Raw genomic sequence first — 11,623 nt, forward strand, 5'->3', positions numbered from 1 at the left:
CCATCCACATGGCGGGGCGGTCAGGGCCGCGCAGGCCCGAACCAGCGGGCCAAAGCGTCCTCCAGCCCCTGCTGGGTCCCGTCTCCCGTCCACGCCACATGCCCGTCGGGCCGGATCAACACGGCCGCAGGAGCGCTGACCGCACCGATCACCGGAAGCTCCCACCCGCCGTCGTACGTGGCGTCCACCAGCCGCACCCGGTCCGCCCAACGCCCCGCATCGATGCTGCCCGGCGCGCCGAGGTTGAGCAGCACCGCGCGGGCATCGTGCAGGAGGGTGAACACCCGCAGCGGGCCGGTGCCGGTGACGACGTCGAGATCGGGCATGCGGCGCCCGATCAGCGGGTGCCCCTCACCGATGTCGTAGCGGACGTCCAGGCCGGAAATGAGACCGCCCAGCTGCTTCCGGGCCTCATCGATCGTCAGCAGGCCGGTTACCGTGTCAGCCAGCGCGCCGACGCGCGGGTCGGCCCGCTGCATGATTGACTGCGCCATCGTGTGCTTCAGCGCGCGGGACCCTGCGGGGTACCGCTCGGCGTGATAGGTGTCCAGCAGGCTTTCCGGCGCGATGCCCTTGACCACCTGGGCGAGCTTCCAGCCAAGGTTCACGGCGTCCTGGATGCCGAGCCCTATCCCCTGCCCGCCCGAAGGAGAATGAATGTGCGCGGCGTCCCCGGCCAGCAGCACGCGGCCGCTGCGGTAGGTCGCGGCCTGCCGCGTGGCATCGGTGAACCGCGAGATCCATGTCGGAGTGTGGACCCCGAAGTCGGTGCCATAAATCTCGGTCAGCGCCTTGCCAAGGTCGGCCAGGGTGGGCTCGGTCGCCGACCCGAGTTGCTTCTCGGTCACCACCACCCGGGTGGTCCGCCCGTCCTCCATCAGGTGCAACCCGTGGATGCCCACCTCGTCGATGAGGATGCCCGCGGGCGTCTCCTCGGTCACCTCCACTTCGGCGATCAGGCTGCTCCTCGTCGCATCCCAGCCGGGGAAGTCGATGCCGGCTGTCTTGCGGACAGCACTTCGTCCGCCGTCGGCTCCGACCAGGTACAGCGCATGCATCGGCGCGCCGTCGTTGAGATGCACCTCGACCCCGCTGTCATCCTGGGCGAAGCCGGCCATCTCGAGCCCCCGATGGACCGGCACACCCAGCTCCTCGATCCAGCCGGCCAGGATCCGCTCAATATGGTTCTGCCACAGACCGAGCGTGTAGGGGTGCCGCGTGGGAAAGTCGCTCACGTCCAGCTTCGTGTTCCCGAAGAACGCCGCCTGAACGGGCTGGCCCTCGGCGAGGAACCGGTCGGCAATACCGCGCTGATCGAGGATTTCGATGGTCCGCGAGTGGAACCCGCCCGCCCGCGAGCCCACCAGCTCCGGCGTCGGGCGGCGCTCCACGATCGCGGCGTCCACCCCCGCCAGCGTCAGCTCACCGGCAACCATCATCCCGGTCGGTCCGCCTCCGGCAACGATCACATCCACCATCACAACCCCGCCCCTCCAAGGCATTCCCGTGCAACTCTTCCGCGCACGTCCGAGCCAGTTTGAGGCATGACGGGGGCCTTGCCGCAAGCCCCCATGTGCGCGATAGATTGGAAATGGAGGACGGCATGTAGCAGTTACTGATCGGAGAGCGTCCCGTCTAGGCTCGCGGCGCCGTCCGCCAAAGGGACAACGTCAATCCGGCCGTCCCGGCCTATGACAACCAGCACACGCTCGCCGCTCACGCCGTTCAACGCCCGCACCAGGTCCTCCGGATCCGGTGCTGTGCCGGTTCCCGGGGCGGCAGCACCGCCGTCGGCCCTTTCCCACACCGTGACCTCAGCGCCGCTGGCCTCGCGTATTGCGCGGCACAGCGGAACAGGATCGGTGCCGGCCACGAGAATCACCTCGCCGATTCCGCCGCTGAGGTCGGGCTCCCCCGGCGCCCCAGACTGCGGGGCGGGCTCCGTCGGCGGCGAGACCGTCCGTTCCCGCCGCCAGACACCGTAGTGATAGGCCGCGACGAGTCCCGTGGCCGTCAGCACGCCCAGCGGGGCGCGCACCCTCCCGAGCAGGCTGCCCCGGCCGGAGGCATCGAGGAGATGTTCAAACGCCTGGTAGCCGATCACCAGCAGCGCAATGAGGGCCACCACGGCACTGATACCGAAAACCACCACCAGGTAAATGCGCTGACCCCGCTGCCCGGACTGCTCCAGGTTCCGCTGGTGCAGCGGATCCCACACCTGCCACCACACCGGACCGCCCACTGCCAGGGCGCTGATGCCGCCCAACAGCAGCGTCCGGGTGCCTGTTCCCGCCAGCGCGGTTTCTGCCAGCCCGAGCGCCGCGTTGACCACCACGCCTATGCCGGAGGCCGCGGCGACCAACGCGGCGCCGGCCGCCAGCAGCCGCGATGCCTGGCGCATGGCGCCTGACCGGTGCCCGGCGAGCGCGGCGTGATAGCGCCAGACCACGCAGCCGACCGCCGCCGCCGCCACGGCGGGGCCAAGAGGTTCCAACAGCTGCGGGAGCGGGCCGGACCGGTCAAAGGCCAACCGGAGCAGCACGAACAGCTCCGCGACCGCGCCGGAAAGGGCGAGGATGCAGCCCCCAAGAACGCCGACGACGGCAAGGGCCACGTTGGCCAGCCCCGTTGTGAGGTGCAGTCCGCGGCCACGGATCCAGTGCCACCACCAGACCACGGCTCCCCCGGCTGCCCAGACGAGCGACTGCAGCACCGGAACCCACCAAGGGTTCCCGAGGGACGGCGTGCCGGTGAATCCCTGAAGTCCGGCATCGAAGAGGTTGCCCAGGGCCGTGGCAGCCCCGCCTGCGCCTATCAGCAGCCCGAACACCGAGCCCACCACAAGGGGCACGCCGGCCATACGGCTGGGTCCTTTGGCCGGATGCAGCCACATCCACCGGTGCCACGCCCACACCAGGGCCCACACCAGGCCTGCGGCTGCTGCCGAATACCACTGCGGTGGGTCCCCGCCGATGGCCGACGACGCCAGCCCGAGAAGTGCAGTGGTGAAGGTAATGAGGGCGACCACGTAGACGCCGGAGACGTAGAGTCCCCAGGACAGCGCAGACCGTTCCCCGCTCTCGCTCAGCCGTCGCCACACCAGCCACCAGAGGATGGCCGCGAGCGTGCCGCCGACGAGAGCGAAGGCGAGCGACCGCGCGAGCCCGCCGACGTCGCGCTCCGCGAGCGAGGTTCCACTGGAGAACAGCCGCCCCAGCAGGCCGCTCAGCCCCGATGTGCCGATCAGGACGAGGGCAAACAGGAGCAGGAACAGTATGAGGCGGCGGACCGTGGTCAGTGCCGCGTGCGGTGGCGGGGCCGTCTCGGGCCGGACGGTGCTCACGGGATCACGGCCTCACGGCTGGGGCCGGACAGATGGTGAGCTGCCAGGGTGCGGTTTCCACGAGCCACCGCCCGCCGACCTTGACGAGGTCGAACACGTCCTCGGTTTCATACTCCTGGCTCCCGAAGGGACCGGCTCCGTTCGAAACCGCAATGGCCACGCGGACGTCGGCGGAGTCGGCGCGTTCGGTCGTCGACACGAGCGTGACCCGCAGCCCGCTCCTGGCAGGGCGCTCTGCCGGGCCACATTGCCGCGGGGACCGCGCTGCCAGGTAGCCTGCCGCGGTGGTTTCGTCGCCGTCAAGTACCGCTGCGGCGTAGCGCTGCACAACTCCAGCGGGTGTGCCCTCGTCCAATGGTTCCGGCTGGCCACGGAAGAAGACGGCAGCCAGCGCCGCCAGCACGAGGCAGGCAATGACGGACAGGACACTAATCAGGATCCGGTCGGGCCGCCCCGCGGGTGCGCTCATTCCGTGCGCTACGTGGCGCGGCGCTCGACGGTGAAGTCGCCGCCGGGATACATAATCGTCTCGTGCCCGTCGTCAAAGCGGACGAAGTACGGCGGTGCTCCGTCGGGGCCGCGGACTTCGAGAATCTCACCGTGACGGTCCGACGACTCCACCGTCCTGCCGTGGATGATGATGCGGTCTCCCTGGCTTGCCTGCATGGCAATCACCTCCCAGCCCCTAGCGTACGGTTTCCGTCCCGGCTTCGGAACAGCCTGCGGGCCCGATATTTCAACCTCGGCCGGCTCAGGCTTTGCCTCTCGCATGCAGGATGCAAAACGGCGTCCAAGGCCGGGCTTCAAGCCTGCCCTCCGCGATCTGTTCCCCGCATACCGCACACAAGCCGTACGTGCCGGCGGCGATCCGGGCCAAGGCGGCCTCGACCTGGGCAAGTCCGGACCTGCTCTGGTCCAGCAGCGCCGATGCCTGGGACAGTTCGAAGGCGATCGTGGCACCTTCGGGATCGTGTTCATCGTCCACGTTCGAGTTCTGCCGGGCCGCGTTGGCCGAGGCTATGTCTGCACTGAGCGCGGGCAGCAGGGCGAGTTTCCTGGCCCGTTCCTCTTCCAGGAGGATTCGGAACCGCCCGCTGTCAATCATGAGGCCCCGGCCCGTTCGTGGTCGAGCAGTCTGCCACTGAGAGCGGGCCAGGACGCGGCGAAGGCGGGATGCAGGTTGAGGCGTGCCACGTTCCCCAGCGGGATCCATCTCAGTTCGATGCTCTCGGGGTCGGTGATGGCCGGCTCGAAAGGCTCCACCACCCGGACGGCGACCGTGGTGTAGGACCAGTAGCCGACGTCGAAAACGGAAGTAAACAGGACCCTGACGTTTCCCTCCGGGACAGCGGCTTCCTCAAAGGCTTCGCGCAGCGCGCCGGTGACGGGATCCTCGCCTTGGTGGAGCGCGCCGCCGGGCAGGCCCCAGGTTCCGCCGTGATCGCTCCAGACGGCGCGGTGCTGCAGCAGGATGCCTTTCGCGGGGTCGTGGGCCAGTAGCCCGGCGGATCCAAAGCGTCCCCAGAACCTTCCGCGGTCGCCCTCCACCCAGGCGTCGCCCGGGTCGCGAGGACCAAGCGGGCGGCGAGGGTCTCCGGGCGGGGCAGGCACGATCTTCTCCATCGTCCCAGTCTGCCCCATGGGACGCTGCTTTGATGAGTCTCCGGCTACTCCTGATTTCCGAGACGCTTGCGCCCGGTTGCAGCGGGAAGCCCCGCCTGCAGCGGCAGGCAGGGCTTCGGGTTAAGCCAGGTCAGTCGTGCTTGAAGGCATCCTTGACCTTTTCGCCGGCCTGCTTGAGGTCAGCCTTGGCCTGATCGGCCTTGCCCTCGGCTTCCAGGCCTTCATCGTCCCTGGCCTTGCCGGCGCCTTCCTTGGCCTTGCCACCCAGCTTCTCGGCTGCGTGATCAATCTTGTCGTCCAGACCCATGACACTGTCCTTCCGTCCGCGTAGCCCGCTGGCTGCGGGCAGGCTCGTGCTTCAAGTGTAGGACCGCCGGACAGCCCGGTGAAGGACAAGAGGCGTCCCCGCAAAACCTTGGGAACACCCCCTATTTGCGGGGTCCGGCGCCACCACTAGTTCAGGTCCGGGGGCCGGGCTTTTCCCAAGACGCAGCAGGGAGACTGGTCGTGTCCTGAAGAACAAGGGAGCCGCGACCCGTTGATGAAGGACTGCCGGGTCCCGGCGCGCTCTATCCCCCCTGACGCGCCGGGCCCGGCAACCACCCGCCCGATCCACCTTCAGTCGCTGTCGCGCTGCTTCTTCAGCAGCTCGTCCGTGGCGGCGTCAGGCTCTCCGTCGAAGAAGCGGCTGAGTACCTGTTTGAAGGCCGTCTCCCCCGGCGCCGCGCGGAGGAACAGGGTCGCGGACGAATGCAGCTTCCTGGCATCGATGCGGCCAAAAACTTCTTCTGCCGTTTGGTCCTTGAGCGCACCGACGGTGACGGTGCACTCGATCAGCCGCGGCCCCAGGACGGGGTGCTGCAGATAGGCAGCTGCTTCCTCCAGGGAGCGGATCGCATACTTCCTGGAGGTGGCGCTCTGCCCAAGTCCTGCGATCTGGGGAAATATGAACCACATCCAGTGGCTTCGCTTGCTGCCGGTCTGCAGCTCGGCGAGCGCCTGTTCATAGGTGCCGCCACTGTTTTGGGCCGTCACGAAGCGGTCAAGGTCAAAGGGGTCCTCCACTGCAGCTCCTACGTTGATGCGTCCCGCTCGATCTCCTCGGCCAAGGTATCCACATCCTCCGGGCGCATGGCGATGCCGGCACCGTCCAAGCGCTCCTGCAGGACATGGTTGACGTCATCGTCGACCACATGGCCGAGCCGGATGTCGTCACGGATTTCCTCGGCGATGTGCTCCACCGTCTTCTGACCCTCCGCGCCCTGCCCGCCGGTTCCGGACCCGGGGGTTCCGCCCGGGCCGGCATCGGTACCCGATTCGGGCTCATCGTCGAAATAGTCAGCGCCGGTGGCTGCGGAATCAGTCATACCCCATCGTGGGCGCGGCCCGCAGCGGTGGTCAATCCCCGGACGGGACCCAGTACGCCCTCATTCCGGTGAGGATCCATTCATCCGGCCGTAATGCGGCAGTTTCTGGCCGGATCTCACCGGGCCCATCCCTGTGCTCTTTTGTTTCCAGGACCAAAACGGCGCGGGCAGGCCGCAACGGGGACACGCGGCGGGGTCCCGTTAACATCCACGAAACAGATCGGTCACGCGGGCTTTACGTAGGGCACGTTTCCGAAACTTTGACGTAACTTGACCAGCCACGCCCTGAAACAAACGTCGACCAGTATCGACCAGGGGGAAAGCGGCGGGCATCAATGGAGCCCGGTTGGCTAAGGTGATGCGAAGGGACCCGCTGGTGGAACTCACTGCTGGAAACATCTGGATAATGCTGTCGACGGCACTCGTGCTGCTCATGACCCCTGCCCTGGGCCTGTTCTACGGGGGCATGACACGGGCGAAGGCGTCACTCAACATGATCATGATGAGCTTCGTCTCGGCAGGCATCGTCGGAGTCGTCTGGGTCCTTTGGGGCTACTCGATGAGTGGCGGCGAAGGCATCATGGGCCTCTTCGGCAATCCCTTCGCCAGCTTCGGGCTCACCAACCTTGCGGGTACCGACCTCATCAAAGCCGGCTACAGCGCCACGTTCGCCATGCTCACCGTTGCACTCATCAGCGGTGCCATCGCCGACCGGGCAAAGTTCACGGCCTGGGTTATTTTCGTTCCGCTGTGGATCACAGCGGTCTACTGCCCCCTGGCCTTTATGGTCTGGGGCGGCGGACTCATGAGCCAGGGCGGAGCGGTCACGGCGGTCTTCGGCCAGGTTATCGACTTCGCCGGCGGCACCGTGGTCGAAGTCAGCTCCGGCATCGCGGCCCTGGTCCTGGCTCTCATCGTCGGCAAGCGCCACGGATTCGGCAAGGACCCCGGCCACCGGCCGCATAACGTCCCGTTCATCATGCTCGGCGCGGGCCTCCTTTGGTTCGGCTGGTTCGGCTTCAACGCCGGTGCCGCCACCACCGCCGAGCAGGCCGGACTGATCTGGGTCAATACCCTGGTGGCCCCTGCCGCCGCACTGCTGAGCTGGCTCGTCACCGAGAAGGTCCGCCACGGCCACCCGACCTCCCTCGGCGCCGCGTCCGGCGCCGTCGCCGGCCTGGTCGCCATCACCCCGTCCTGCGCGGACATCAGCCCCCTCGCCGCGGTGGGCCTGGGACTGGTGGCCGGCTTCGCCTGCGCCATGTTCGTGGAACTGAAGTACAAGTTCGGCTTCGACGACTCCCTCGACGTCGTCGGAGTCCACCTCGGCGCCGGGCTCATCGGAACCCTGGCTTTGGGTTTCATCGCCTTGCCGGTCGACGGCGTGGGCGGAGGCCTCTTCTACGGCGGCGGTTTCCAGCAGCTCATTGCGCAGACCGTTGCAGTCCTCATCACCCTCGGGCTCTCCGGCCTGATGACGGCGGTCATCGGCATCGCGATCCACAAGACCATCGGCTTCCGCGTCAGCCACGAGGACGAGGTCGCGGGCGTCGATCTGTCCGAGCACGCCGAGACCGCATACGAGTTCGGGTCGCTGGCGCACAGCCACTTCCACCCGCTTCACCAGCACGTCCAGGCGACGGCGACGGGGACGGCTGCGTCGTCCCAGGCTGCGCCCGTCCAGCCGGAAGCCGTGCAGGCGGAAGCCGCCACGGCGGCGGCCCCGGCCGCCGAAGAGCTCGAGAAGGTCGGCGCCTAACCCACTACTCGCGCGACAGCCGCAGCCCGGGCCGGCTTTCCGCCACTTCATCGAGAACTTGCGCAACGGCCTCACGGGCTGCCGCGCCGTCGGGTCCCGGAGCTGCAGGCTCCGTCAGAATGGACCCCGCCCGTAGTGTGAACCTGTCCCAGTCACCGCCGCCAGCCCGCAGGGCACGCAGCGGCGCCAGGACGGCGGCCCGGCGCAGCCACACGTCAGGTTCGCGAGCCCATCGGTCCAGCACCGAGTCAGCACGGCCCCTGCCCTGGGCGTCGAGGTTCTCCATCAGCGGCCCAACGACGTCGACGGCCAGGAGGTCGACCAGGGCGCGCAGCCGGGCTGTCCTGACAAAGCCTTCAATGCGCGTCAGGTCCGAGTTCGTGAGAAGCCGCACCCTGGATTGCAGGAGAACCGCGGCTGCGAGGCGTCGTTCGAAAACCGGCTCAGCCCATAGCTCAGAACTCAACGCGGTGATGTCATCGTGCGCCAGGTCGGGGTGACGGCGGAGTGCATCACGGACTGCGCCGCGCACCGCACCTACGGAGGACCCGTAGAACTGAAGCCGAACGCCGGCACCCCCGCCATGCTCGCGGCGCATCTCGTCCGCCCGGTACCATGCCCCTTCCCGCTGAAGGGCGCGGTCGATGAACTCGCCAGCCGCACTCATCCGTTTATCCTGTGCCGGCGGTGCCGCCGTCGGCCTTTGACTGCATTTCGAGCGGGCACTTCTGCAACCCGACGCCCGCGCCTATACTCATTGCACCGTTCTATCACTGAGCGCTCTGTCACTGCGCGGTAGCAGCGACGCAAGGGTGGAAGGTCGAGGTGGCCGTGGTCAAGATTCCGTTCCTGCATCCACACCATGGGAACTCAGAAGCGCCTAAACAGCCCCGGCGGAAAGCCTTCTCGTGGCTGCAGCGGGAAGAGAGCCAATTCAGCCACGGCAGCAGCAGTCTGTTCTTCCTCGCGCACGATACTCCGCCGCCGCCTTCTGTGACGTGCATCCAGGGGCATGAAGTCCGGCCGGGCGAAACAACCTGCGACCACGGGCATCCGGTCGGTTGACCACCTGGCGTCCGTCAGCTGTTCCGGTACGCGGCCAGGAACGTTGAAATCCTGCGCACTGCTTCTTCGATGTCCTCGACGGACGGCAGGATGACGAAGCGGAAATGGTCCGGCTGTGGCCAGTTGAAGGCCGTTCCGTGGGACACCAGGATCTTTTGGTCCCGCAGCAGATCCAGGACGAACTGCTCGTCATTCTTCACCGGGTACAGCTCAGGGTCGAGCCGCGGAAAGAGGTACATGGCTCCCGCGGCGGGCACGCAGGTGACACCCGGAATGGCTGTCAGGAGTTTGAGCGCACGGTCGCGCTGTTCACGCAGCCTCCCCCCGGGCCGGATCAGGGCGTCGATGCTCTGGTAGCCGCCCAGACAGGTTTGGATCGCGTGCTGGGCCGGGACATTGGGGCACAGGCGGAGGGAAGCGAGCAGCTCGAGCCCTTCGCGGTACGCCAGCGTCGCCGCGTGCGGACCGGTGACCGCCACCCAGCCGGCGCGGTAGCCCGGCATGCGGTATGCCTTGGAAAGTCCGCTGAAGGTCAGGCAGCAGACGTCCTCGGCTACGGAGGCTGTGTGGATGTGCTCGGCGTCCTCGTAGCGGATTTTCTCGTAGATCTCGTCGGAGAACAGCACGAGGTTGTGCTTGCGGGCAAGGGCGGCGAACTGCTCCAGGACATGCCGGGGGTAGACGGCCCCGGTGGGGTTGTTGGGGTTGATGATGACGATCGCTTTTGTGCGCTGGGTGATCTTTGACTCGACGTCGGCCATGTCCGGCCACCAGTTCTCGGCCTCGTCGCACAGGTAGTGCACCGGTTTGCCGCCTGTGAGTGCGACAGCCGCGGTCCACAGCGGGTAGTCGGGAGCAGGGATGAGGACTTCATCTCCGTTTTCCATGAACGCCTGCAGGCTCATGGAAATGAGCTCACTGACTCCGTTGCCGATGAAGATGTCCTCGACGCCGATCTGCAGGAGGCCTTTGGTCTGGTAGTACTGGGAAATCGCCGTGCGCGCCGAGAAGATTCCCTTGGAGTCGCTGTACCCTTGGGCTCCCCGCAAATGATGGATCATGTCCACCACCACGGATTCGGGCGCTTCCAGTCCGAATTCTGCGGTATCCCCCAGATTCATTTTGAGAATCCGGTGTCCCTCGGCTTCCATTTGCTTCGCCGTTTGGAGCAGGGGCCCCCGCAGTTCATAGCGGACGTTCTGAAGTTTGCTGGAAAGCTGCATCGGGCGCATGGTTGATCTTTTCATAAACCGCCCGGTGTGGCGCTGATTGACCCGTTGCGGGTGCGCGAGGTTCGGAAGCCCGCATGAGCACGAGGAACGGGTAGCCTGCCTGGGATAACCGGTGAGAAACTCATTTCCATGCGTGAACTGGTTGTACTGGGCACCGCCTCCCAGGTGCCAACGCGCACCCGCAACCACAATGGCTACCTGTTGTGCTGGGACGGCGAGGGACTGCTCTTCGACCCAGGAGAGGGTACGCAGCGGCAAATGATCCATGCCGGAGTCTCGGCCTCCCAAATCACGCGCATCTGCCTCACGCACATCCACGGAGATCACTGCTACGGGCTGCCCGGAGTACTGTCACGCATGGTGCTGGACAGAGTCGCCCACCCTGTTTATCTGCACTATCCCGCGTCCGGCGAGGACTTCGTCCGTGCGCTGGTGTCCGTAGCCTCCCCCGGCTTGGATCTGCGGCTGCAGCCCCACGCCGAAGCCGGGGAGATCGCACCGTGCCTGGAGGTGCGGCCCCTGCGCCACCGCGTTGAAACCTACGGCTACCGGCTGACCGAAGCTGACGGCCGCAGCCTTCTTCCCGAGAGGCTGGAGGCGGCGGACATCACCGGCCCGGACATCGGGCGGCTGCAACGCGAGGGTTATGTCCGCGGCGTGCAGCTTGAGGACGTGAGCGTGCCGCGGCGCGGTCAGCGCTTTGCCTTTGTCATGGACACCGCTCCTTGCGAGGGTGCCGAAGCACTGGCCGACGGCGCAGACCTGCTCGTAGCCGAGTCCACGTTCAGCGATGAGGACGCCGCCTTGGCCGCGCAATTTGCCCACCTCACGGCAGGGCAGGCCGGCAGCCTGGCGGCCACCGGCGGCGTCGGCACGCTGGTCCTCACCCACTTCTCGTCCCGTTATGGGGACACCGGGCTCCTTGCCGAGCAGGCCAGGGCACTGGCCGACGGCGCAACGGTGATCGCGGCGAATGATCTCGACAGGATCGGGTTCCCCAGGCGGCGGGCATCGTCCTGATCTAGCCGGGACGCGCATCGCGGGCCATGAGGATCTGCCCCGGCAAGTAGTAGTCGTTCCGTTTCTCGGGCGACTACTCAGACGCGGTCCCCTGAAACGAGTACCCACTACTCGTGTGCGCCTACATGGAGTCGGGTTGAATGTTGGCACGCCGTGCCTCGGAGCTCTCGCGGGGGCCGCAGGAGTCGGCGTGTTCATGTCCGTGTTCGCCGCC

Annotated in this window: 13 protein-coding genes; 2 read left to right on the forward strand and 11 right to left on the reverse strand. The window is 67.0% G+C overall.

Annotated features, from left to right (window positions below; all coding sequences use genetic code 11):
- Positions 1–20 precede the first annotated feature (20 nt).
- From AC3A3W_RS04245 to AC3A3W_RS04285, 9 genes are all read right to left on the reverse strand, one after another.
- A complete protein-coding gene (locus tag AC3A3W_RS04245) occupies positions 21–1,478 on the reverse strand; it encodes an FAD-dependent monooxygenase (RefSeq protein WP_487440619.1) in 1,458 nt (485 codons plus the stop codon).
- A gap of 134 nt (positions 1,479–1,612) precedes the next feature.
- On the reverse strand, positions 1,613–3,343 hold the full coding sequence (locus AC3A3W_RS04250; RefSeq protein ID WP_487440620.1) for a DUF5671 domain-containing protein: 1,731 nt from the start codon (positions 3,341–3,343) through the stop codon (positions 1,613–1,615).
- Between the two features lie 4 nt (positions 3,344–3,347).
- Complete coding sequence (locus AC3A3W_RS04255; RefSeq protein WP_487440621.1) at positions 3,348–3,812, reverse strand: LpqB family beta-propeller domain-containing protein; 465 nt, start codon at positions 3,810–3,812, stop codon at positions 3,348–3,350.
- A gap of 8 nt (positions 3,813–3,820) precedes the next feature.
- Positions 3,821–4,009, reverse strand: a complete 189-nt coding sequence (locus tag AC3A3W_RS04260; protein ID WP_487440622.1) for a DUF1918 domain-containing protein — start codon at positions 4,007–4,009, stop codon at positions 3,821–3,823.
- 85 nt (positions 4,010–4,094) lie between these two features.
- Positions 4,095–4,448, reverse strand: a complete 354-nt coding sequence (locus AC3A3W_RS04265; protein ID WP_487440623.1) for a TraR/DksA family transcriptional regulator — start codon at positions 4,446–4,448, stop codon at positions 4,095–4,097.
- Positions 4,445–4,966: an NUDIX domain-containing protein gene (locus AC3A3W_RS04270; protein WP_487440624.1), complete on the reverse strand. Its 522-nt coding sequence runs from the start codon at positions 4,964–4,966 to the stop codon at positions 4,445–4,447. Before AC3A3W_RS04270 ends, AC3A3W_RS04265 begins: the two co-directional genes overlap by 4 nt.
- A 130-nt stretch (positions 4,967–5,096) precedes the next feature.
- Entirely contained in the window at positions 5,097–5,273 is a 177-nt protein-coding gene (locus tag AC3A3W_RS04275) for a CsbD family protein (RefSeq protein ID WP_205653990.1), read from the reverse strand.
- Positions 5,274–5,584: 311 nt separating this feature from the next.
- Positions 5,585–6,031, reverse strand: a complete 447-nt coding sequence (locus AC3A3W_RS04280) for a DUF1810 domain-containing protein (RefSeq protein ID WP_487440625.1) — start codon at positions 6,029–6,031, stop codon at positions 5,585–5,587.
- Positions 6,032–6,039: 8 nt separating this feature from the next.
- Positions 6,040–6,333, reverse strand: coding sequence for a hypothetical protein (locus AC3A3W_RS04285; protein ID WP_487440626.1), 294 nt, complete (start codon positions 6,331–6,333; stop codon positions 6,040–6,042).
- Positions 6,334–6,691: 358 nt separating this feature from the next.
- On the opposite strand from AC3A3W_RS04285, the gene AC3A3W_RS04290 reads away from it, so the two are divergent.
- On the forward strand, positions 6,692–8,092 hold the full coding sequence (locus AC3A3W_RS04290) for an ammonium transporter (protein ID WP_487440633.1): 1,401 nt from the start codon (positions 6,692–6,694) through the stop codon (positions 8,090–8,092).
- 4 nt (positions 8,093–8,096) lie between these two features.
- Here the strand turns inward: AC3A3W_RS04290 and AC3A3W_RS04295 are convergent, their stop codons facing one another.
- Together AC3A3W_RS04295 and AC3A3W_RS04300 are read right to left on the reverse strand one after the other, a co-directional pair.
- Positions 8,097–8,759, reverse strand: a complete 663-nt coding sequence (locus AC3A3W_RS04295; RefSeq protein ID WP_487440627.1) for a DNA alkylation repair protein — start codon at positions 8,757–8,759, stop codon at positions 8,097–8,099.
- Positions 8,760–9,171: 412 nt separating this feature from the next.
- The gene (locus AC3A3W_RS04300; protein WP_487440628.1) at positions 9,172–10,389 is read right to left on the reverse strand and encodes a pyridoxal phosphate-dependent aminotransferase; all 1,218 of its coding nucleotides are present in this window, start codon (positions 10,387–10,389) and stop codon (positions 9,172–9,174) included.
- Between the two features lie 129 nt (positions 10,390–10,518).
- Here AC3A3W_RS04300 and AC3A3W_RS04305 point away from each other — a divergent pair, with 129 nt between their 5' ends.
- Positions 10,519–11,409: a ribonuclease Z gene (locus tag AC3A3W_RS04305; RefSeq protein WP_487440629.1), complete on the forward strand. Its 891-nt coding sequence runs from the start codon at positions 10,519–10,521 to the stop codon at positions 11,407–11,409.
- The last annotated feature ends 214 nt before the right edge of the window (positions 11,410–11,623 follow it).

Source organism: Arthrobacter sp. Soil_N43, from assembly GCF_057655195.1.